General features: G+C 58.6%; 9 protein-coding genes, 1 tRNA gene and 2 rRNA genes (1 of these 12 running past the window's edge). 4 read left to right on the forward strand and 8 right to left on the reverse strand.

Annotated features, from left to right (window positions below; genetic code table 11):
- Positions 1 to 85: 85 nt before the first annotated feature.
- From EEB11_RS09715 to EEB11_RS09735, 5 genes are all read right to left on the reverse strand, one after another.
- Positions 86 to 1,024 (reverse strand): IS110 family transposase, encoded by a 939-nt coding sequence (locus EEB11_RS09715; protein ID WP_135430816.1) that lies wholly within the window; start codon positions 1,022 to 1,024, stop codon positions 86 to 88.
- A gap of 209 nt (positions 1,025 to 1,233) precedes the next feature.
- On the reverse strand, positions 1,234 to 5,514 hold the full coding sequence (locus EEB11_RS09720; protein ID WP_435531105.1) for a sacsin N-terminal ATP-binding-like domain-containing protein: 4,281 nt from the start codon (positions 5,512 to 5,514) through the stop codon (positions 1,234 to 1,236).
- A gap of 114 nt (positions 5,515 to 5,628) precedes the next feature.
- Positions 5,629 to 5,958, reverse strand: a complete 330-nt coding sequence (locus tag EEB11_RS09725) for a DUF4357 domain-containing protein (RefSeq protein ID WP_210134406.1) — start codon at positions 5,956 to 5,958, stop codon at positions 5,629 to 5,631.
- Between the two features lie 34 nt (positions 5,959 to 5,992).
- A complete protein-coding gene (locus tag EEB11_RS09730) occupies positions 5,993 to 6,409 on the reverse strand; it encodes a hypothetical protein (RefSeq protein ID WP_135430820.1) in 417 nt (138 codons plus the stop codon).
- Between the two features lie 4 nt (positions 6,410 to 6,413).
- Complete coding sequence (locus EEB11_RS09735; RefSeq protein ID WP_245298851.1) at positions 6,414 to 9,743, reverse strand: TM0106 family RecB-like putative nuclease; 3,330 nt, start codon at positions 9,741 to 9,743, stop codon at positions 6,414 to 6,416.
- Positions 9,744 to 9,797: 54 nt separating this feature from the next.
- Here EEB11_RS09735 and EEB11_RS09740 point away from each other — a divergent pair, with 54 nt between their 5' ends.
- The 4 genes from EEB11_RS09740 to EEB11_RS09755 all read left to right on the forward strand — a co-directional run bounded on the left by EEB11_RS09740 (position 9,798) and on the right by EEB11_RS09755 (position 16,670).
- The gene (locus tag EEB11_RS09740) at positions 9,798 to 10,781 is read left to right on the forward strand and encodes a helix-turn-helix transcriptional regulator (protein ID WP_135430822.1); all 984 of its coding nucleotides are present in this window, start codon (positions 9,798 to 9,800) and stop codon (positions 10,779 to 10,781) included.
- A gap of 26 nt (positions 10,782 to 10,807) precedes the next feature.
- Entirely contained in the window at positions 10,808 to 11,473 is a 666-nt protein-coding gene (locus EEB11_RS09745) for a HEPN domain-containing protein (protein WP_210134407.1), read from the forward strand.
- A 241-nt stretch (positions 11,474 to 11,714) separates the two neighbouring features.
- Complete coding sequence (locus EEB11_RS09750) at positions 11,715 to 12,932, forward strand: exonuclease SbcCD subunit D (protein WP_135430824.1); 1,218 nt, start codon at positions 11,715 to 11,717, stop codon at positions 12,930 to 12,932.
- Between the two features lie 3 nt (positions 12,933 to 12,935).
- Entirely contained in the window at positions 12,936 to 16,670 is a 3,735-nt protein-coding gene (locus EEB11_RS09755) for an AAA family ATPase (protein WP_135430826.1), read from the forward strand.
- A gap of 274 nt (positions 16,671 to 16,944) precedes the next feature.
- Here EEB11_RS09755 and EEB11_RS09760 read toward each other — a convergent pair.
- The 3 genes from EEB11_RS09760 to EEB11_RS09770 all read right to left on the reverse strand — a co-directional run.
- Positions 16,945 to 17,021, reverse strand: a tRNA-Met gene (locus EEB11_RS09760).
- 69 nt (positions 17,022 to 17,090) lie between these two features.
- Positions 17,091 to 17,205, reverse strand: a 5S ribosomal RNA gene (gene rrf / locus EEB11_RS09765).
- Between the two features lie 147 nt (positions 17,206 to 17,352).
- A 23S ribosomal RNA gene (locus EEB11_RS09770) occupies positions 17,353 to 20,000 on the reverse strand (it continues 187 nt past the right edge of the window).

Raw genomic sequence — 20,000 nt, forward strand, 5'->3', positions numbered from 1 at the left:
GCCGCCCATGGCGGTCAACCGCCCGCCGTGGTCTACTTCAATGCAACCCAAACCGACCAGCAGGTGCAGGCAGTAGTATCCGTTGTCAGCAAGAGGTATTTGGCGTCCAGTTTCGTTTGTCGCGCAGAAGCGCGTTGGCGAGGACGATCAGCTTTCGCATGATCGCGGTGATGGCGATTTTCGCAGCCTTCCCGCCGGCAATCAGCTTCTGGTATTTTTCCCTGAGTGGCGCGTTGTAGCGCGTGGCGACAAGGGCGGGCATGTAGAGAGACCTTCGCAGACCGGCCCGCCCGCCCTGGATGTGCGCATGCCCCTTCCATTTACCTGACTGCTGGGTGACGGGCGCGAGGCCCGCCAAAGCTGCCGCCTGTCTGGCCTCCAACTGGCCGAGTTCCGGCATCTCGATCAGCATGGCACAGGCTGCGATCTCGCCGATGCCCGGAATGCTGGTCAGGATGTCAAAGCGTTGCGATAATGCTTCGTCCGCCCTGACAGCTTCGAGAATGGCAGCGTCGATTTCGGCCAGATGCGCCTCCACCTGACGAATGCTGAGCCGGAGCTGGTGCTTGATCAACGCAAGATTGGCGTGCCGGAGGCGCACCGTCAGGGCAATGCGATCCTTCACCCGGCCTTGGCGGGCAACGCGTAACTCTCTCAGATCGTGCAGCATTTCGCTTTTTGGAGGAAGAGCTTGAAGATCCAGCGTCGCCCCAAGCCGCGCCAGCATTGCCGCATCGACCCGGTCCGTCTTGGCGAGGCGACCGATGGCTTCGGCAAAGCGCCGTGCCTGCCGCGGGTTCACCTTGATCATGGCAATGTTCGCCGCTGCCAGCGTCTTTTCCAAGAGCCGATGGTAAGGGCCAGTTGGCTCAAAGACGACGCGCAACGCTTCGTCCCGGCCCAACCAGCGTAGAAGTGTGGTAAGACCGGCCTTGTTATTGCCGACCTCGAGGGTCGCCTTGTCTGGCAGACGGTGAATGACGAGAGTGTCTTTTCCGATATCGATTCCGATTGTATCGTTCATTTGCCTTTTCATCCCCTGTGCTTCTCATGCGGGGCTTTCCCCCAAGTATCCGTTCAGGCCACATGAAAAGGCGGGGGTGATCTGACTACTGCACGGCCCAGCACGGCCCAGCTTAATTCGATCCAGCCCCCGCCGCTGCCCGGCATATATGCCGTGCCGGGCAGCAGCTCCCGTATCGCACGAAAGCCAAAGACTCTTCTAAGAGAAGCTTAAATCAGCCGGAAATCTGTCCAAGAGTTGGGGAGTAGCTCAACCTCGGGATTTGCCTCCGCGACGGGCTCTTGTGTAAATAGTACCAGGTCGGCCGCACTTGTCTGAACTAAGTCAAATTCTTCACGGTCCGGCACTTTGTCCAGCACGAGTTCCCTCGCTGTTCTGATTGCCTCTGCTCGAGACAGCGGGTTGCGTACAATTGTCAGTTCGGCTTGATTTCGACCTCCCGACACAAAGGTTAGCCTGTAAACAAAGTATCGTTCGCCGAGACTGCTGGCAGCAATCCACTCGTTGTCGGTAAACCAAACACTCCCCGACTTCGTTTCGATGAAGCGGCTTACCAACTCGATCATCGCTGGATTGGCCTCAAAGGTCGCGCGAGCATCCTCTGTTTCGAAACTTAGGTAGTCGCATCCAAAGGCCCGCGAACCTTGGAGGTGTGCGACTGCAAGAGGCCAACGGCCGTTGGCGCGCTCAAATGCCCCCGTCCAATGTTCAGCATCGGCTGCGCGATCAGGATCGGCATCACTTTGACCAGCAATTCTCCCAGTGGGGGCTGCAACACGCAATGTACGACGTATTGCTTCGGTTCCTGTGCCAGCCACACTTGCAGGCGCAGATCTCGGCTCAATACGCACTTCAACATCCTGCGGTTCTGCATTTTCTTCTGCTTCATCGGAACCCATCTGCTCCACATCAGACCCAGCCTGGTCAGAGGAACCGTCGGACAGGGATGGCAGTTTGGCAGGCGATAGCGCGGGGCCCGCATGTATCGTCTCTGCATCGACTTGAGGTGCGAAGGGCGAGTCAAACAAACGGTCAATACCACCGATCAGGGAGTCCAATTCGTCCGTGTCCAAAGAAGGTAAGGCGCGTCGAAGATGGGTTCGGCGCAACGAATCTGTAGAGGCGGTCAGATAAGGCACGAAATCGGCACCGTTCTGCAATTCAAACAGTTCTGCGAAGCCATCCGCTATAGCATGAAGCCCTAGGTCCATGATGACTTCGTAGTCTGCTGTTGCATCGACTGTAATCAATAAGCTGTCTTGGCTTAGTCGATGACGCCAATGCTCAAGTTCCTCAACCACAGTCACACCGTTGATGGAGAGTTCCATCTCCGCTCGTCGGGCCACCTGGAGCGCAAGAGCCTCAAATCGTCGTAAAGGGGTACCGTTCGGCGAAAGCGCTTTGCGCAGTGCCAAAATATAGGGCTTAGCTCGCTCGAACCTTGCCATAAGCGTTGACGAATCAGCACCTTGGACTTCATCGACCGCTATGATCCGGAGATCCAAAGCATCCTTGAGCAATGCTGGCACGCCAAAGCGAGCCAATACCTGCTTCCCATTGAGGCGGGTCGGCAAGTCGATCAATCTAAGGTGCGATCTAGCCACGGACGGCAAGTCATCACGTTGGGCATAATGCACTCCGTCGCGCTCAGCCCATATTCGCTTGCCGCCGAATTGCACTGGCAACATGCCGGTTTCGAGAAACGCCTCCCGTTCTGCCCCACCATTCTGGGAATCAAATGAATCTCGTCCCAAAACTTGAAGGAACAGTCGACTTCCGACCTCCGGCTTGACGTTGCGTTCAGGCAGCGAGGAGAGCAATCGGTACACTTGCGGTTCGGGAAGATCGTCAAGCGTTCGTGCGACTCCGGCGCGTTCGAGGCCGCGCCGCCAGTATGGACGGCTTAGTCCAAACGCTTCTTCCGCGGCCCCGTCGACAGCAAGAGGGGCATGAAAGAGCGAAGAGAACAGACCTGACTCAATCATAACTTCCATCGGGGAACGACGTTGCCCATCGCTACACTCGAGCCAGGCGCGGGACTCGATTTCGAGCCGTAGGGTGTTCGGAAGGCCGCCGACGTAGGGCCTGAATTTCGCGTTTCCGCTATCACGGCCTGATAGTTCGACACCGAAAAAGCCGCCGGGCGCAAGTGGATCAAGGCGTGGATCATGCGCAATCCAAGAAAGGATCGCCTCGGGAGCCGCTGTGTCCAGAATATGGTTGAGCCCGTCAACTGTGTGATGTTCAGCGCGGACCGTGTAGCCCCAGCTGAGGCTATCCCGTCGAAGCTCTCGATGAGTGTTGCCATCAGTAACTTCGAAGGTTTCCGGCAAGTCGTCGATCACTGCCTTTCGCCACTTTTGCGGCAACTCTTCGGTTACCCTGCGGGGCCAGAGATTAATGCCCAACCATTCAAGGAAGACCACAGCATTATCGCCCGCCGTATCAAGGCCATTACTGGCAGCCGTCCCAATAAGCACATCTGGACGACCTTGATACAGGGCAGCGGTAATCCGTCCAATTTGACCAAACGATTCCGAAAGATGTACTGTTGCAATATCTCGCCACTCCCCGTCTTGGCAGCGTACGCGGAAGGCACCAGGTGGTCTGTTTCTGTTTCGGTCATGCAAAGAATAAACTACCGCCAAGAAACTGGCCTGTAAGCGGTCCGAATTACTATTCTTTTTTTTGAGAAGTTCGGTGACCCGGCTACGCAAGGCAGCTATCACCGCGTCGGCACTATACTCCACCACTCGGAACCCTTTGAGTGCATGAAGCTTCTCACGAAGAGTATTGCCAGTGACCGAGGTCAAAAGTGCCGACCAAAGGTCCGGATGAATAAAGCGTGCGTTTGCCCAGGTGGGTAGACTTTGGCGCTTAAACTCATCTGTCGGAGGAGGGAACGCCGTTACTGTCGAGGGCATACTCTTGCCCTGCAAATCGATCAGAAGCCTGCTATCGTGAAAGTCCTCTGGCAGGGACTGGGCAATTCCCGAAATTGCCTTGGCGCGTTCAACGAGGCTGAGGTCGGCCTCCCGCAGTATCGCCAGAATCTCCTTTGACCCTAATGCGCTCACCTTCAGCCTTTTTCGCAAGAGGCCCTCGTGCGCAGGCTCACTCACTGAGGCTAGTTGACCAAAAAGTCGCTGAGGAAGATAGTTTGAATAGCCTGGTGGTCCGACCCTTGCTTGATCTGAACTCCGCCAAGAACCGTCCATACAGCGCACGAGTGGCAGTTGCCTAGCCCGGGCCCAAGAGGCTTCGGACACGGGCGTGAGCGCATCAGGAAAAGGTTGGTGAGCAAATAGCCACTTCAACGGTTCAGTGACCCGCTTCGATTCCCGGAGTTCGTCCAGAACCTCCGCGTGAAAACGTCCCAGCGCAGCCAAAACCACGTGGTTCTTCTCTGAGCCTTCGTTGATTGTCTTTCGGCTCGAGTCGAGTTCCAGAGTTGCATGGAACAGCCCTGAAAATGGCAAAGGTAGCGATGTCGGGAAGTAGCTGTGCAACCTGTTGGCAGTGTTACTTGCATCCAGACGCAGCGCTATTGCGAGTTCAAACTCTTTGCTGCCCTCGCCTTCACCAATCCCCCCGCGGCGCTGCCGAAGTATCCATTTCTGTTCAACGGTTTCCTGGTCGGTCTCAAGGACCAGTGAAACATCTCCGTTTTCTTTGCTGTCCTTTGTCCATCTCTTCTCGTCGCTGTCAGGCAAACGAATGCGGATGGCTTGGAGCGACTCCACAAAGAGCAGGAAGCTAGGCTCAAAAAGGCGGGCCTGTCCAACGAGATGTTGAAGCGCCCCATTGTCGCGCAGCGGGGCGGCTATCACAGTGTCATACCCTTGCTCCCGGAGGGTACGTGCATGTTGCAGCAATTCGCTCGTTCTGACATCACCAAGCCGCTCCAGTTCATCCCCGGTCGCTGGAAAAACAAGCAAAGGTGGCTGGTTGAAGCTTGTTTCAGAGAAGTTTGAAGCGATTTCGGTGTTGTTGGCAGCGAGTTTTTCAACGACTGCCTTGGCATGAATGCGGGAGAATCCGATCTCCAACGAACCGCTGCTGATTATTGGTGCATCAGTCCAGTTCAAAATTGCCCGAAAACCCAACCCCTTTGCGCCGATCATGCGTGCGGCACGCGTTGGTTTGTCACTGGTATGGGCCGTCATCAGCGCAGCAACGCCACGCTTTCGAAAATGTTGGCCGGTGTTGGCTACGAAGAGCGTGTTGCCGTTGACCTCGATGAGAACGCGCCCGCCACCACCAGTCTCGCTCGCGGCGTCGGCCGCATTCTGAACGAGTTCCAGAAGCTCGCGGCCCGCATAGTCTGCTGCAGTCTGCGCCTCGGTTCGGGAGTGACCTAGCAGAAACGCAGGTTTTGCCAGGTAAGCGTCAAAAGTTGACTGAAGCTCACTGGCAATGAACTCATCCCACGACGCAGCGTCCATTTGTTCGCCTAGTTCAATCACCGCCAGCCCTGCCTCAACCGTCATGTCCAAGTACCAGCCTTTCTCCGAGCCTGACGCAGTCCATAGTGGGACGACGCCTGGCATCAATTCTTGTAACGCAGCAGTTTCCCGTAAAATCGCCTTCCATAGGCCAATGCCTTAGCCGCCAGCTTCTTTCAAAGTCTTGCCATCAGCGGGTCTGCGCCAACTTTGGGGTCCGCTACAGTTGCCGTCCTTTACGACGCCACCGGCGATGCTCGGGCTTCCAAAAATGTGGTCCCGTGAAAACCGATAGAGGTCTGGATCACTGTCGACAACAAGAACGCCTTGGCGCACCAACCGATCACGTTCTTCGCGGTCGCGCTTAACGCGCGGCGAGCCGTTGACCATGGCAGTCGAACCCTTCCGAACAAGGAACCCGTTTCCCTCCGGTCGGCCGAACGCTTGTGCCTTCTGCGGGCGCAATACGAACCAGTTGTCTTCACTCATCTTCTTCCTCCAGATCGTGCGTCCGAACATCGGACTAAACCTGCTTTTGGCGCTTTTCCCATGCTTCTGAGCCCGCCCGGCGAGCCATGGCAACCTCCTCAAACTGGCCATCCAAGGTTTGATCCCCGATCCGAACCGAATAGACTGCTTTGCGAGTTGCCGTATGAGTGGCGCGTTTGAAGATCGCCGCCACGAGTATCGTGGACTGTGCCTCATCGTAGGCGAAAAATTCCGCAACATCTGGATCATGTGGCTCCCACCAGAGTGGGCCGATTCTTGTCCGGTTTGAAACCTTGCGTCGGGCCAGTTCTTCTGTGAGAGCGTCTCGCAAGTGCGCAGCTTGTAGGTGCTTGGGATCTTTGCTTAGAACCTTATTGGCGTTCACCAGCAGATCCCTGAGTTTCCTCGTTTCGGTATTTGGCAGATCACTAATAGTCTTTTCGATATTCATCTGGTCACCAATCTGACAGGCCACAAAGAGTATTCACCAGCCGCATTTGTGCGATAGTCTCGCATTTCGCCTCACGCAGGCGCGGTGCGCCGAACACAAGCGAAAGACCCTTGGCGCGCGAAACTGCCACATTGATCCGGTTGAGCGAAAACAGAAACTCCATTCCCCGCGACGTTTCCTCGGCTGATGATGCGGTCATGGAAACGAGGCAGACCGGCGCTTCCTGCCCCTGGAACTTGTCTACTGTGCCGACGCGAATGCCATCGGGCAACGCATCACGGAGGGCATTCACTTGAGCATTGTATGGGGCGACGACGATGATGTCCGTCTGGCGCATCGGACGGCTTGAGCCATCCTTCTCGGTCCAGGTGCCCCGCAGCAGTTCAGACGTCGCGGCCTGAATGGCGGCCACCTCTTCGGAAGCAATCTGAGCATTGCCTTCGTGCGAAACCGGCACCCAGAATGCTCCGGCCTCGGGAAATGGTGCGCCCGTGACGCTTTGGCGTACGGTGTCGGGGTGGCTGGTGAGCCGCCCTTCATAGACTTGATCTGAAATGAAGCGGCAGACATCTGGGTGCATGCGCCGTGATATCGGCAGGAAGATTCCGCAATCGGGCGGCACGGTCGCATGTTCACCCAGCATCCAGTCAAGGCAGGAAAGGTTCGCTGGCTCGGGATGCGCGCCTTGGATGACCTGCGGCAACTGACGGGGGTCACCAACAAGCACGATGTTGCGCGCGGCCCGGCCCATGGCAGCCATGTTGGCAAGGCCAACTTGTCCTGCCTCGTCCACGAACAGCCAGTCGAAGGCTTGCACATTCTCGTCGCGAGTGAAGAACCAGGCAGTGGCGCCGACCACATGCTGGCCGCCAGCGGCATCGTCATTGCTGGTGGTCCGGCGAACGGCGCAATCCACGGGATATCCGTCATCCTCGCCCGACGTCTTGTGGACGAGATCGAGTGTGATCGGCAAATCGTCATCTTCCAGCGCGTCCAAACAGCCCATCAGCACATTTCTTATCGCCTCGTGACTGTTTGATGTGACGCCCACGCGCGCTCCCTTCCTGACAAGGGCAAGGATCGCACGTGCAGTGACATAAGTCTTGCCGGTACCCGGCGGCCCCTGGATCGGCAGAACTGTCTCCTCCATCGCCGCGACAGCCGTGATTGTGCCCGCGACGGGATCGATAACAGACTGCAGGGGCCCGCTGGCAAGGCGCGGCGCGGTACGAGACAGCATGTCATCGACCGCCCTGTAGGTGCGCGAACCGCACTGATCAGCGATCACGTCCCGCAGGGCGGCAGCGATCACGTCGGTGTTCAGGGGCCAGTCCGGGTGCAGCGTGAGCCGGTCCGTCAAAAGGTGCGCCTTAGCAGCCCCTGCTTTGACCGTGATCTGGCGCGCTGTGCGATCCATTTCCTGGATGCTTACTGTCGCGGGCGGACCGTCCACAACCGGCACAGTCGCGTTTCTTCCGCGCCGCAACTTCGTCTCCTGCTGGGGAAAGCGGTAGGTGCGTGCCATGGATCGCTTGACCTGTTCGACGGGCCCGGTGGCTTCTAGCCCGGCAAGCGCATCCAGATCGTCGATCAGATCGTCCTCGTCCTTGCCGACGCTGTCGAACACCGCCCATTGCGCAGGCTTGGCTTCGCGTTTGTGGAAAACGCCAAGGCTGAACAGCATATCCCGCCGATCTTGCGGTAAGCCGGAGGCGGCAAGCATTGACCGCAAGGCTTCGGTATCGGCGTCCTCTTCGGCCTCCTTGGGCCCTGCGTCCTGCCCGAGCACGGGCCAAGGCGCGGTCGGCCGAATACCCACTAGCCAATCGCGCAACTCCTCGGTCGAGATGCAGTCGACGCGGTTGTAATCCTCGATCTCGTCAAGGATCTGCTGATCACCCGTTTCGCGCCAGCGTTCATAGGCGACGACCGAACCCCCTGCGGTTTTAACCTCGCCATCTCGCTTGCGGCCATAGAAGGCTTCCATCGACTTGATGGAGTAGTTGGCCTCTGACCCGATCAACCCGCCGCGCACCACGGCAAAAAGATCAACGAAACGGCGCTCTCGCAGCAGACGGTCGAGAAAGGCCTCGCCGATCCCATATTTCGTGGTCAGCCGCCGCAGCGCCGTGATTTCGTAAGCGGCATAATGGTAGATACGTGCGGTTGGATGCGCGTCGAGGCGGTCGCGGAAGAACACGAGTAATTCGGAAAGTGCCTGTGCCTCTGCAGCATGGTCATGGCCCCAGAACGCGCGAAACTCACCGTCGAACCAAACACCATGCAGGTATTCCAAGCCGCCTTCGAAATGCGGATCGCCTTCGATGTCATAGAAGATGTCGCCGGGCTGCGGCTCGGGCAACAGCTCAAATCCCTTGCCAGGCTCGGGCGTACGCAGTTCGAACGTCGGCTCACCGGTCTTGCGAGCGTGCTGCAGCCGGGCTTGCGTGGTCAGTCGCAGCCGGGTGTTTTCCGCCATGCCGCGAACCGGATGATCGAGGTTGGCGAGAGCTTCCATCGTGGCGATGCCCGCCGCTTCCAGCTTCTTGACCTGTCCGCGGCTGATATTGGCCACGTTGAACAGACTGTCCTCTGACTGCCAGACGCTCTCACAATGATCGGCCCAACGGCACAGACTGCAGTCGGCACAGGGAATGGGCCGTGTTGGCGTCGGGTTGGCCACGAAACCTTCCAGCCGTGCGCGCGCCATCCTTGCGTAGGCCGAATAGTCAGCAAGCCGCAGCGTCGCCCGGGTACCATCGCCAAGTTCAACATGGGCAAACTCGGGCGCGACACCCTGAATTTCGGTCAGCAGGTCGGAATAGAGCACAAGTTGCAGCGCGTGTTTCGGATGGGGGCGGCGCTTCAGCTTGGTGTCCGCCACCTCATAGCTGAAAGCCCCGAGATTCGATGGGCGCTCCACGCGCTCCAGAAAATCTGACCAGCCGCCCCAGTTTCCCGACAGGAACGCCCCCTGAAACACGACCTCCGGTCCAGCAGAAAGTGCAGCCCGGGTAGTGGCGGCGTTCTGCGTCAGGTCGCCCCTCGCTACCTCCACGATCCCGCGTCCTGCAGCGCCCAGCCGTGCCAGGTGCGCCGCCTCATGGGCATCGCCCTGCTTTTGCAGCAGGGCGGCATCCTCGCTATCCTCGCGCGGTTCCGGCCCCTCTCCCCGCAAACGGGACAGATCCAATGTCGTCGCATGGGCGCAGCCCATGAACCGCATCAGGTCGGTCGCCGAGAAGAGGATTTGTCCGCTAACGTCCCGCATGGTTGCTCCGAATGATCCGAACGCAACCCGCAAGGGAATCGCCTCGACAGATTGCAGGATCATCAATAGCTTGCATGGGTGTCAATCTCTGACATGCTTTAGCATCAAGGTAAGTTCATGTCGTTTTCCAAAGCGCAGGGCTTGATCAGGCTCGCAAGGCTGGCGGCATCTCGGCGCAGTGGGATCAGCCTCGATGAAATCTGCGAAGAGTTCGGCATTTCGCACCGGACCGCGCAGCGCATGACAGATGCGCTGGAGACCACATTCATGAACGTAGAAGCGGAAGATGGTGATGACCGTCGCCGCCGTTGGCGCGTTGCTGATCCGATGCTCGACCGGCTGCAACCCCGGCAAGAGACTGCCGTTGAAGCACTGGAGATTGCTGGCCGATCAGCGCTGGCCGATGGCCGCTTGCGCCACGCCTCTGTCCTTGCCGATTTACGTGACGGTCTGCTTGCGCGTCTTGCACCAAAGGACGCCGCGCGCACCGAGGCCGATGCCGAAGCCGTTCTGACCGCAATGGGGTCCGTGACCAGACCCGGCCCTAGGGTCAACCTCGCCCCGAAAGTCCTTGATGCGGTGATCGAGGCCCTGCGCGGTCCCTTCCGTTTGCAACTACGTTACGGCGACCCCGACGCCCCAGAGCGGGTCATCGAGCCGCACGGCCTGCTTTTGGGGCACCGCAGCTATCTTGTCGCGCGGCAACCGTCACGGGGTGACACAATCCTGAACTTCCGAATGGACCGGATCCATACTGCCGAAGCCTTGGACGAGAGTTTCGCCTTTGCGCCTGGTTTCTCGCTGGAAGATTATGCAGCGCAGGCCTTTGGCGTGTATCAGGATCCCGCGCAGTACGGCGAGGTGATCTGGCGCTTTGCACCTGAGGTGGCCGCTCGTGCAGCTGAGTTTCGCTTTCATCCCACGCAAGCTCTGGAACAGCAGGATGATGGCAGCCTGATCGTGAAGTTCCACGCGGCGGGTTGGCTCGAGATGGCGTGGCATCTCTATCAATGGGGCAACAAGGTCGATGTTATGGCCCCGGAAGGGCTGCGATCCTTGGTCGAAGGCTACCAAAGATCAGATTTTGACGGGCTGCCGTGATCGGCTTTTAGAAAAGGAATTGAACGATGAAGGATGGTCTCGACCATGCTGCCCTGAAGACCAAGCAACGCGCCATCCGTGCGGGTTTTCCCGAAACCATGGGGTTGCGTGCCCATCGCGCCATCAGTTGGATCGGCCGCGCCGAAACTTGCGGCGACGATGATGACGCCCGTTTCATCTTCCTCTGGATCGCGTTCAATGCGGCCTACGCCGATGAGCGAGAGTTTCAGACGGTAGCCCCCGGTGAACGTGCTGCTTTCGTGGACTTCTTCGGCAAACTGGTGGCTTTGGATGGGGGACGGCGCATCTACAATGCGCTGTGGCAGCGGTTTTCCGGGCCAGTGCGGATGCTGATGGAGAACCGCTATGTTTTCAACCCGTTCTGGCAGCATCACAATGGGATCGACGGGTTCGCGGACTGGGAAGATCGCTTCAGGGCTTCGGCCCGCTCCTTCGCGCAAGCGTTCCAAGTGGGCGACAGCGCCCGGGTTCTGAGCTTCGTCTTCGACCGGCTTTATGTACTACGCAATCAACTGGTTCACGGCGGCTCAACCTGGAACAGCGGCGTGAATCGGGCGCAGGTGCGCGACGGCGCCGCGATCCTCGCCTTCTTGCTTCCGGTCTTTGTGGATCTGATGATGGACAACCCGGGAAAGGATTGGGGCAAACCGTTCTATCCTGTCGTCGAATGACGCCACCAATTCACTTCTGGCTCGATATTTGGTTTTGATGTGAGTCTTGCTTGGTGTGATGGACCCGATCCAGTCTGGACAGAGCCGGATTTGCCGGAGGCTCCAACCGCTGAGTAGCACCGCGACGCTCGCGGCAATGCCGCCCAGAATATCCGGCGGCTTGCTCAAGCGTAGGAATTCAATGGCTAAGCCGAACAGAACCCTGCAATAATTCGAGGAACCAGAACTGTTCGAGTATCCGATGCGCATCCTTCACACCGCCGATTGGCACATTGGCCAGACACTGAATGGCTGGTCTCGTGACCATGAACACCGGGCGTTTCTGGATCGTTTGCAGGATGTGATCCTGGCGGAAGACGTGGATGCGCTGCTTGTGGCGGGAGATGTCTTCGACGGGATCAATCCCTCTGGCGAAGCGCAGCGCCTTCTTTATGGGGCCATCGCGCGCATGGTTCGGTCGTGCCCACATCTGCAGATCATCTTGACGGCGGGTAACCACGATCCGGCACAACGTTTGGAAGCGCCTGAGGCAGTGCTGAAAGAGTTGGGTGTCCATGTGCTCGGCACGTTACGCCGCGGCGCTGAAGGGGTCGATCTTGACAGGCATCTGATCGCGCTTCGGGACCGCCATGGAGCAATCCGCGCTCACGTACTGGCGGTTCCCTTCCTGCGCCAGGCCGACCTACCGGGCTTGCGCCTTGGCGCAGAGGATGGTGACGAACCCGCCATAACGGCAGCTGTCCGCGCCCTGCACCGCGAGATGACCGAGGCCGCAGTTGCCCGTGTGGGTGGGCTGCCGCTTCTAGCAATGGGCCATCTCACCTGTTCTGGCGGGCTTGCCTCTGACGGGGCAGAACGGCGCATCCTGATTGGCGGGGAACATGCGGTTCCACCAGATGTGTTCCCGGGCGAGCTTGCCTATGTCGCACTTGGTCATCTGCACAGGCCGCAATCTCTGGATGGTGGGCGGGTGCGCTATTCGGGCTCGGCCTTTCCACTGTCTGCCTCGGAGATCGCTTACGATCATGGAGTGACTTTGATCGATTTGTCGGATGGCGTGTCGCATCGGCATATCCCCATCGACCGGCCCGTGCCGATGTTTCGTCTCCCACGCTCCGGGTCGGGCAAACTGGAGGATATGCTGGCCGCGCTTGCCGAAATCACCTTGTCTTCCGACACCCCTCGCGACAAGCAACCGTTCTTGTATCTGTCATTGATAGCCGATCGCCCCGTCACCATGCTCGCGGCAGAAATCGAGACCCTGATGGAGCGGACTCCGGCGAGGCTCGCCGGCCTGTCGATCACGCGCAGCGATCAACCGGCACAGGAACGCCCGCCGGCTACCCTCGCGGAAACTTCGCCCGAGGATTTGTTCCTGTCCGCCTTCCAAGAGGTGCATGGCACCCCGCCCGACGCCCATCACCTTGCGGCCTTCCGCGATGCCCTGTCGGAGGCCTGATCCATGCGCATCCTGTCGATTTCCGGCCAGAACATCGCAAGCCTGTCAGACCGTTTCGAGATCGATTTTAGCGCAGCTCCCCTTAATGGGGCAGGGCTTTTTGCCATCACAGGCGAAACCGGGGCGGGCAAGTCTTCGATCCTCGATGCCATGTGTCTGGCGCTTTACGGCGATGCGCCACGCCTTGCCACGGGCGCGTCCAGTGACGAGGTTCCCGATCCGTCGGGTGATACCATCAAGGCCAAGGATGCACGCGCCATCCTGCGGCGCGGTGCGGTTCAGGGCTGGGCCGAGGTGCGATTCACGGCCTCTTTGGACGGGCAGGATTATATCGCGCGCTGGCAGGCCCGGCGTGCCCGCGACAGGGCGGATGGCAAACTTCAGAATGTTTCAAGATCCTTGGCGCGGGCATCAGATCAGCAGGTGCTGGCCAGCCAGACCACGGCTGTAACCGAGCAGATCATCACCCTGACCGGCCTGACCTATGAGGAATTCCGCCGGACGGTCCTGCTGGCCCAAGGGGATTTCGACGCTTTCCTGCGTGCAGATACCAATGAACGTGCGGGTCTATTGGAAAAGGTCACGGGCACCGGCCTTTACCGCGCGGTTTCCACGCGCGTGTTTGAACGGACCGAGGCTGCGCGCCAGGTGCATGATGGGCTGACCCTGCGGCGGGGCGAGCATCGGTTGCTCTCTGAAGAAGAGCAAACCGCGCTGGCCGCGGAAAGTGCAGCACTTGTGGCAGAAAATGCGGCTGCCATCGCAGAACGGACCAAGCTGCAGGCAGATATGGAGCGCCATGCCCGCCATGCCGAAGCGGCCCGTCAGGTTGATCTAGCCGCGGGGATGGAATCCGCCGCGCTTGTCGGGTTGGCCGCAGCGGTCCCGCAACGTGAGAGACTGGCTTTGATCGACAGGGCTGATCCGCTGCGGCCGCTTTGGACGAGGGCAAAGGAGGCCACGGCACGCATGGCAGCCGCCACGGCCACCCTTGAAACCAAGCGTGGCCGTCGCAGTGAGGCGGAAGCGCGGGCCGAGGAATTGCGCGAGGCAGCAACTCTGTTCTCGGCCGACTTTGCCGCCAAAGAAGCCGAGTTCAAGGTTCTGGGTCCACAGTGGGATGAAGCGGCGGCGTTGGATTCAGAGATTTTATCGGCTGCAACCGAACTGACAACGGCACAATCCACCGCCGATTCAGCGGAGGCGGAAGCCAAGATCGCAGGAGACGCCCTGACCGACTTGCGCGCTGCGGTCACGCAGGCGGAAGCCGATTTATCTGAGGCGGATGCCGAGATCGCTGAGCTTGCGACAGCACTGCCCCTTGCCGATCGTTGGGAACAGGTCCGGGCAGATATCGGGGCGCATACCGCGGCGCAGGCCGCAGCAGCCAAGGCGGAAACGCAGGCTCTTGATGCCGAAGAGAAGCTCAGGGCGCTGCGGGCACAGGTCGACGGCTTGACCGCAGCCATCACGGAGGGAAGCGACAAGGAAGTCGCCCTTCAAGGTGAGGCCGCCCAGCTTTCCGCGCAGATAACCGCCTTGGAACTCAAGCATCCTGTGCAGGCATCGCGCCAACTGGCGGATCTGGCTGCTGCCCTTGGCGGACTCCACCGCGCAGGGGAGGACCATGCCACCGCCAAGTGCGATCGGGCCTTGGCGGTGGCCCAAGAACAGGCTGGCATCGCAGGTGCAACCGTGGCAACCGCAGCAATCGCTAGCGCGGTCGAAGCAGTAATCCGGGCAGAGGCCCAAGTTGCCGTCCTTATTGCCCCCTCACAGCAGGCTGACCTTGCCTCATCGGACGTGGCGCGAAACCTGCGCCTGCATCTGGAACCCGGCACGCCCTGCCCTGTCTGTGGTTCTGCCGAGCACCCGATCCATGCCGATGCGGCCTTGGCAGATCTGGCGGCGCGGTTGCGGACAGATCTGGCTGCCGCCCGGACGGAAGCGCAGAGAGCTCGCGCGGCGCAAATGGAGGCAGAGCGGCACCGCGCCATACATGATGCCCAGTCTGCGCAGGCCAAGACGATGATCGCCTTGACCGCCGGCCGCCTCGAAAAAGCCAAAGGCGAATGGACTGCGGCACGGTCACAAGCCCGCGCCCATCCCGGTTGCCCTGATGGCCTTCCCGAAACTCCGGACGAAGAGCAGAGTGCAGTCGGGGCTGCGCAATTGCACATCACTGCCGCACAGCAGGTCGCGGCGCAGGCACAGGATCGCCTTGGCCAAATGCGCAAAGATCTGGCCACAATGGCAAGTCGCCGGGACGCCATCCAGGATGACCTGAAGACGAAGGCCAAAGACCGGGACGCCGTGACAACCGCGAAGACTGACGCCGACCGCATGCTCAGCCTGGCCCGGCAAGCGGCACAAAATCATCTGGCGACAGCGCAACGGCATGCATCCGCAGTCGGTCCATTCTTGGTGCCGCTGGAAGAGGCTGGCGATGCCCTGAATGATCCGGAGCTATTGGATCGATTGGGAATTCTGGTTGGCCGCGTCACCAAGGCGCGCGAAGCCCAAAGAGCGTCGACGGATCTCTTGGCGCAGCTTGCTCCGCAGGTCTCTGGGCAGGTCAGCAAGACGGATGCCGCGCTGCAGTTGGCGGACCGCGCGCGAAAAGATGCAAAAGCCCGGCAACTCGTTCTGATCAACTTGCGCCAAAGACGGGCTCCGCTCCTTGGCGGGGAGCCTACCTCGGCGCATCGCACGCGTTTCAACGACAACCGTAAGGCGGCACTGGTCGCGCGTGATGACGCACAGAAGGCCTATGCCGAAGCCTCGAACCAGGCCGTTGCTGCGGTCACCGAGCAGCAATCTGCAGAGGCGGACCTGTCTTCAGCAGAAAAGATGGCTTCGGTTGCGACGACGGAATTTGATCAGAGACGGTCAGACCTCGGCCTTTCGGTAGAGGATCTGGAAACCCTGTTCGCTCTGGGGCGCGATGAGGTTCATGCAATGCGCGATCATCTGCGCGGCCTTGATGACGCCCTGACCGCCGCCCGCGCTGCCCTGAACGAACGCAAGCTAGATCTCTTGCGTCATCAACAAGATCTTCCCGAGACCCCGGCCGATGACTTGCGCACTCGCATCGAGGCGATTGACGCTGCCACGGTGCTGCATCAACAGCGGCAAGGCGCCATTGAAAACCAGATCGCCATTGATGCCGAAAACCGAGAGAAACTTGCCGGGTTGGAAGCGGAGATTGCCAAAGCCCGCGCCGAACTCGATGTCTGGCGGGCGGTCAATGCCGCGGTTGGATCCAAGAACGGGGATCGCTTTGCCCGTTTCGCACAATCAATCACCCTCGATGTGCTGGCAGACAGCGCAAATCGCCACCTCGCAGACTTGAACCCGCGCTATCGCTTGCGCCGCGCAGCCGACCTCGCCCTGCAGGTGGAAGACATCGACATGGGCGGCGAGGCCAGGGCAACGCGTAGTCTTTCAGGTGGGGAGCGTTTCCTCGTCTCCCTTGCCCTCGCACTGGCCCTGTCCCGAATGGGCAGCAAGGGCGGCTTGGCCGCGACATTGTTCATCGACGAGGGCTTCGGCTCCCTCGACGCCGCCAGCCTCGACCTCGCCATTGACGCTCTGGAAGGTCTGCAATCGCAGGGCCGACAGGTCGGCGTGATCAGCCATGTCGAGGCCATGAAAGATCGCATCCCGGTCCGCATCACGGTGACCAAACAAGGCGGCGGAAAAAGCGCTGTCAGGATTGCAGCGGACGGAACTACATGACGATTGCCAAAATCCTGTCGGAAGCGTCAGCATCGACGACACGTTCGACATCCTCGATGCAGATGCTAAGCACCATGCTTCCAGAACAATCGAGAGATGCGCGGCAATCCAGACAGAGTGCTCGTAATTGTTCGAAATCTCAAAGGCATGCCAGTTTTCTCTGATTTTCTAAGGACTTCGCGCCCTCTTGCTTCCACAGTGCTTCCACGGGTTTTGCAAACGCAAACACCGCCCCGGAGGGCGGCGCCTAAGCATTTGATATGTTTGTATTTTTTGGTTGCGGGGACAGGATTTGAACCTGTGACCTTCAGGTTATGAGCCTGACGAGCTACCGGGCTGCTCCACCCCGCGTCCGGTCCGAGGGCATGATATGCGATCGGGGGTTATTGGTATCGTATAGAGAGGCGTGTCTCTTTTTAGGTTTGGCGGTGACCTACTCTCCCACGTCTTAAGACGCAGTACCATTGGCGCGACGGCACTTAACGGCCGAGTTCGGGAAGGGATCGGGTGTTTTGCTCGTGCTATGACCACCAAACCGAAGAAGAGACACCCCTGCCTGTATGGCAGGGTAAACATCAGTGTTGTTCCAAGCTAGCGCACGCATTTGGTGTATGCGTTTTGACTGTCCAGGCGAGGGATGCGTTGGTCTTTCGACCTATGCTTTACCTTGCTGTTACTGGATCAAATCAAGCCTATCGAGCAATTAGTACCAGTCAGCTGAATGCATTGCTGCACTTACACCTCTGGCCTATCGACGTGGTGGTCTTCCACGGCTCTCAAGGGAGATCTTGTTTTGAAGGGGGCTTCCCGCTTAGATGCCTTCAGCGGTTATCCTGTCCGAACATAGCTACCCAGCACTACCGTTGGCACGATAACTGGTCCACCAGTGGTTCGTTCACCCCGGTCCTCTCGTACTAGGGGCAACTCTTCTCAAATCTCCTACACCCACGGCAGATAGGGACCGAACTGTCTCACGACGTTCTAAACCCAGCTCACGTACCTCTTTAAATGGCGAACAGCCATACCCTTGGGACCTGCTCCAGCCCCAGGATGAGATGAGCCGACATCGAGGTGCCAAACGATGCCGTCGATATGGACTCTTGGGCATCATCAGCCTGTTATCCCCAGAGTACCTTTTATCCGTTGAGCGATGGCCCTCCCACTTGGGACCACCGGATCACTATGACCGACTTTCGTCTCTGCTCGACTTGTCAGTCTTGCAGTCAGGCAGGCTTCTGCCATTGCACTCAACGACCGATTTCCGACCGGTCTGAGCCTACCTTCGCGCGCCTCCGTTACTGTTTGGGAGGCGACCGCCCCAGTCAAACTCCCCACCATGCAGGGTCCCGGATCCGGATAACGGACCGCGGTTAGATATCAAGAAGGCGAAGGGTGGTATCTCAAGGTTGGCTCCACAAAGACTAGCGTCCCTGCTTCAAAGCCTACCACCTATCCTGCACATCACATTCCTGATACCAGTGCAAAGCTGGAGTAAAGGTTCATGGGGTCTTTCCGTCTAACCGCGGGTAGTGTGCATCTTGACACACAGTTCAATTTCGCTGAGTCCACGTTAGAGACAGCGGGGAGATCGTTACGCCATTCGTGCAGGTCGGAACTTACCCGACAAGGAATTTCGCTACCTTAGGACCGTTATAGTTACGGCCGCCGTTTACTGGGGCTTCAATTCAGAGCTTGCACCCCTCCTTTTAACCTTCCAGCACCGGGCAGGCGTCAGACTGTATACGTCGCCTTACGGCTTCGCACAGCCCTGTGTTTTAAGTAAACAGTCGCCACCCCCTAGTTTGTGCCCCCCACCTCTACTTGCGTAAAAGTGGGGCCTCCTTCTCGCGAACTTACGGAGGCATTTTGCCGAGTTCCTTTAACGTGGTTCTCTCAAGCGCCTTGGTATACTCTACCAGTCCACCTGTGTCGGTTTAGGGTACGGTCTGATGAAGGGCTATTTCCAGGGACCTGTAGGCAGCCCACCCAATCCGATAAGGGCAAACTACGTTTCAGATCCGTCACTTCCTTCTGGCCACGGAATATTAACCGTGTTCCCATCGACTACGCCTTTCGGCCTCGCCTTAGGGGCCGGCTTACCCTGCTCAGATTAGCTTTAAGCAGGAACCCTTGGACTTTCGGCGAGGGGGTCTCTCACCCCCTTTGTCGCTACTCATGTCAACATTCTCGCTTCTGATCTCTCCACCGGATGCCTTACAGCCCGGCTTCACAGAAAGAACATTGTCTCCGTTGACCCCGAGGGATCAAAAGAGACAGCGTTCTATATCACAGAACGCTCCGCTACCACGCATATTGCTATGCATCCTGAGCTTCGGCTCGTGGTTTGAGCCCCGTTACATCTTCGCCGCAGGACAGCTTATCTAGACCAGTGAGCTGTTACGCTATCTTTAAAGGATGGCTGCTTCTAAGCCAACCTCCTGGTTGTTTTGGCCGTCCCACATGCTTTCCCACTTAACCACGAATTAGGGGCCTTAGCTGCAGGTCAGGGTTGTTTCCCTCTTCACGACGGACGTTAGCACCCGCCGTGTGTCTCCCGGATAGTACTCTTGGGTATTCGGAGTTTACTTAGACTCAGTAAGGCTGTGGGCCCCCATCATCCATGTAGTGCTCTACCCCCCAAGGTATTCGTCCGAGGCGCTACCTAAATAGCTTTCGCGGAGAACCAGCTATCTCCAAGTTTGATTGGCCTTTCACCCCTAGCCACACGTCATCCAGACCCTTTTCAACGGGTGTTGGTTCGGACCTCCAGTAAGTGTTACCTTACCTTCATCCTGCACATGGCTAGATCACTTGGTTTCGGGTCTAATCCAACGAACTCATGCGCCCTTTTAAGACTCGCTTTCGCTGCGCCTACACCTATCGGCTTAAGCTCGCTCGTTAGACTAAGTCGTTGACCCATTATACAAAAGGTACGCCGTCAGGTCTCATGGACCCTCCGACTGCTTGTAGGCGTCCGGTTTCAGGAACTGTTTCACTCCCCTCGTCGGGGTGCTTTTCACCTTTCCCTCACGGTACTGGTTCGCTATCGGTCAGTAAGGAGTACTTAGCCTTCGGAGGTGGTCCTCCGATCTTCAGACAGGATTTCACGTGTCCCGCCCTACTTAATATGTCCTGTAAAGCTTCCTGTACGGGACTGTCACCCGCTATGGTTGGCCTTTCCAGACCATTCCAGTCACTCTTCCAGGCTCGGCTGGTCCGCGTTCGCTCGCCACTACTAGCGGAGTCTCTATTGATTTCCTTTCCTCCGGGTACTTAGATGTTTCAGTTCCCCGGGTTTGCTCTAAAACCCCTATGTATTCAGGATTAAAG

Source organism: Pseudotabrizicola sediminis (assembly GCF_004745575.1).
In the GTDB taxonomy this organism is placed as follows: Bacteria; Pseudomonadota; Alphaproteobacteria; order Rhodobacterales; family Rhodobacteraceae; genus Pseudotabrizicola; species Pseudotabrizicola sediminis.

Bases quoted from the DNA above. Each gene is read 5' to 3' on its own strand.
- EEB11_RS09715 (WP_135430816.1), bottom strand. From the start codon at position 1,024: ATGAACGATACAATCGGAATCGATATCGGAAAAGACACTCTCGTCATT.
- EEB11_RS09720 (WP_435531105.1), bottom strand. From the start codon at position 5,514: ATGACGGTTGAGGCAGGGCTGGCGGTGATTGAACTAGGCGAACAAATG.
- EEB11_RS09725 (WP_210134406.1), bottom strand. From the start codon at position 5,958: ATGAGTGAAGACAACTGGTTCGTATTGCGCCCGCAGAAGGCACAAGCG.
- EEB11_RS09730 (WP_135430820.1), bottom strand. From the start codon at position 6,409: ATGAATATCGAAAAGACTATTAGTGATCTGCCAAATACCGAAACGAGG.
- EEB11_RS09735 (WP_245298851.1), bottom strand. From the start codon at position 9,743: ATGATCCTGCAATCTGTCGAGGCGATTCCCTTGCGGGTTGCGTTCGGA.
- EEB11_RS09740 (WP_135430822.1), top strand. From the start codon at position 9,798: ATGTCGTTTTCCAAAGCGCAGGGCTTGATCAGGCTCGCAAGGCTGGCG.
- EEB11_RS09745 (WP_210134407.1), top strand. From the start codon at position 10,808: ATGAAGGATGGTCTCGACCATGCTGCCCTGAAGACCAAGCAACGCGCC.
- EEB11_RS09750 (WP_135430824.1), top strand. From the start codon at position 11,715: ATGCGCATCCTTCACACCGCCGATTGGCACATTGGCCAGACACTGAAT.
- EEB11_RS09755 (WP_135430826.1), top strand. From the start codon at position 12,936: ATGCGCATCCTGTCGATTTCCGGCCAGAACATCGCAAGCCTGTCAGAC.